General features: G+C 75.2%; 2 protein-coding genes. Both read left to right on the top strand.

Features of this window, described 5'->3' with window-relative positions:
- On the top strand, positions 1–1198 hold a 1198-nt coding region (locus HW445_RS25155; protein WP_306673359.1), incomplete at its 5' end, for a molybdopterin dinucleotide binding domain-containing protein.
- A gap of 238 nt (positions 1199–1436) precedes the next feature.
- On the top strand, positions 1437–2699 hold the full coding sequence (locus tag HW445_RS25160; protein ID WP_180223206.1) for a PP2C family protein-serine/threonine phosphatase: 1263 nt from the start codon (positions 1437–1439) through the stop codon (positions 2697–2699).
- The last annotated feature ends 143 nt before the right edge of the window (positions 2700–2842 follow it).

Genomic DNA, 2842 nt, shown 5'->3' on the forward strand with positions numbered 1-2842 from the left:
GGGCCGCGGCTTCACCCTGGGCCGCCGGCACTCCCGGGTCTCCCGCCACCCCGAGGTCAAGGGCGAACTGCCGCTGGCCGCGCTCGCCGAGGAGATCGACACCCGGACCGGCGAGGGCGAGCCGATCCGCGCCCTGGTCGTCCTGGGCGCCAACCCGGTCCTCTCCGCGCCCGACGGCGACCGCCTGGACCGCGCGCTCGCCTCCCTCGACTTCATGGTGAGCGTCGACCCCTACCTCAACGAGACCTCCCGCCACGCCCACGTCGTGCTGCCCCCGCCCCCGCCGGCCCAGAGCCCGCACCACGACTTCGCCCTCAACTCCCTCGCGGTGCGCAACCAGGCCCGCTACACCCGCCCCGCCGTACCGCTCGAGCCCGGCCGCATGGCGGAGAGCGAGATCCTCGCCCGGCTGGTCCTCGCCGTGAGCGGCGCGCCGGACGCCGACCCGGGGACCGTCGACGCCACCGTCATCTCCCGGACCCTCGGCCAGGCCGTCCAGGACCCGCACTCCCCGGTGCACGGCCGTGACCCCGGAGAACTCGCCGCCGCCCTCACCGGCACGGACGGCCCCGAACGCCGCCTCGACCTGATGCTCCGCCTCGGCCCCTACGGCGACGGCTTCGGCTCCCGCCCCGGCGGGCTCTCCCTGCGCGAACTGCTCGACCACCCGCACGGCGTCGACCTCGGCCCGCTGCGGCCGAGGCTCGACGAGGTGCTGCGGACCCGCAGCGGGCTGATCGAACTGCTGCCCGAGCCGATCGTGGGCGACCTGCCGCGCCTGCGCCGGGCGCTGCGCGACCGCCCCGACGGCATGCTGCTCGTCGGACGCCGGCACCTGCGCTCCAACAACAGCTGGATGCACAACCTCCCCGCCCTCACCGGCGGCTCCAACCGCTGCACCCTGCACCTGCACCCCGAGGACGCCGCCCTGCACGGCATCGCCGACGGCGCCCCGGTCCGCGTCAAGGGGGCCGGCGGAGAGGTCACCGCCCCCGCCGAGATCACCGACGCCGTGCGCCGCGGCGTGGTCAGCCTGCCGCACGGCTGGGGCCACGACCGGCCCGGAACCCGCACCGGGCACGCCTCCGCCGACCCCGGGGCCAACGTCAACCAGCTCCTCGACGGCACCCTCCTCGACCCGCTCTCCGGCACCGCCGTGCTCAACGGCGTCCCGGTCACCCTCACCCCCGCCGGCTGAGCCCCCCGGCACCGTCGGCCGCGTTCGGAGCAACCGGCCGCGCCGTCCGCCGCGCCCCGTGCCAGGGTGGAGGCGACGCGATCACGGTCGGGACGGGAGGCGGGGTGCACCGCGCGAGGCAGAGGCAGATCCTGCGGGCACACCGGGCCGCGTGCGCCGGAAGGCGGGCACCGTGAACGAGCAGCCGTCCGCCGAGGCCGAGCCCTTCGGGGACCTGCGCAAGCGGCTGGACTCCGAGATGGACCAGATCGCCCAGCAGCTGCGGGCGCTGGCCTCCACCAAGGACCGCCTCCAGGGCCTCCTCGACGCGGTGCTCACCATCACCGCCGAACTCGAGCTCCGGGAGGTGCTGCGACGCATCGTCGCCACCGCCATGCAGCTCTGCGACGCCCGCTACGGGGCGCTCGGAGTGCTGGACGAGGAGGGCGAGTTCCTCGAGGAGTTCATCACCGTGGGGCTGAACGAGGAGGAGTACCGGGCGCTGGCCGGCATCGAGTTCCCGCACGGCGACGGCGTCCTGGGACTCCTCATCAAGAACCCCGAGCCGCTGCGGCTGGAGGACGTCTCCGGGCATCCCGCCTCGGTCGGCTATCCGCCCGGCCACCCCCACATGCGCTCCCTGCTCGGCGTCGCCATCAGCGTCCGCGGCGAGATCTACGGAGACCTCTACCTCTCCGAACGACACGACGGCCGGCCCTTCGACCGGGGCGACCAGGAGGTCCTGGTCGCCCTGGCCAGCGCCGCCGGCATCGCCATCGAGAGCGCCCGCCTCTTCGAACAGGTCCGCGACAGCGCCGAGACCTTCCAGCGCCTGCTGCTCCCCACCCTGCCCGACCTCAGCCCCTACGCCGCCGCCACCGTCTACCGCCCGGCCGCCGAGCCCAACCACCTCGGCGGCGACTGGTACGACGCGATGCGGCTGCCCGACGGCGCGCTGGGCATCGTCATCGGCGACGTCTACGGCCACGACCTGCCCGCGGCCGCCGTCATGTCGCAGGTGCGCAACATGCTGCGGGCGCTGTTCTACGACCGCCGCACCCCGCCCAGCGACGTCCTGCGGCAGCTCGACGTCACCGTGGCCGCCGGCCCCGGCTCCGCGGTGACCACCGTGCTGGTGGCGCGGGTGGAACCCCGCGAGGAGGACTGGATCCTGCACTGGTCCTCCGCCGGTCACTTCCCGCCGCTGGTGATCATGCCGGACGGGCAGGCCGAGTACCTGCTCCACGAGCCCGGCGTGCCGCTGGGCGTCGACCCGGAGCTGCCCCGCCCGGACCACCGCAGGCGGCTGCCGCCGCGGGCCACGGTGGTCTTCTTCACCGACGGCGTCGTCGAGCACCCCGCCCACGCCATCGACGAGGGCATGGACGCCCTGCTCGAACTGGCGCTGACGCACGCCGATCTGCCGGTGGAGGACCTGGTGCACGCACTGGCCGACCACCACCCCAGCGACGGCCGCGACGACATGGCCATCCTCGCGCTGCGCCTTCCGGACGAGACCTGAGCCACCCGCAGCGCACGGGCCGCGGGCCCCGGTGTCCCGCGCGTCCGTCCTCGCCCGGCCGCCGTGACAGGGCGCGGACGTCGCGACGCGCTTTCCCGCTGGACCCGCGGCCCGGACGAGGCGATGCTGGGGCCCGCCCGGTC

Origin of the sequence: Streptomyces sp. UH6, from assembly GCF_013421635.1 — a bacterium.
In the GTDB taxonomy this organism is placed as follows: Bacteria; Actinomycetota; Actinomycetes; order Streptomycetales; family Streptomycetaceae; genus Streptomyces; species Streptomyces abyssomicinicus.

Coding starts and splice junctions, on each gene's coding strand:
- HW445_RS25160 (WP_180223206.1), top strand. CDS start 1,437: ATGGACCAGATCGCCCAGCAGCTGCGGGCGCTGGCCTCCACCAAGGAC.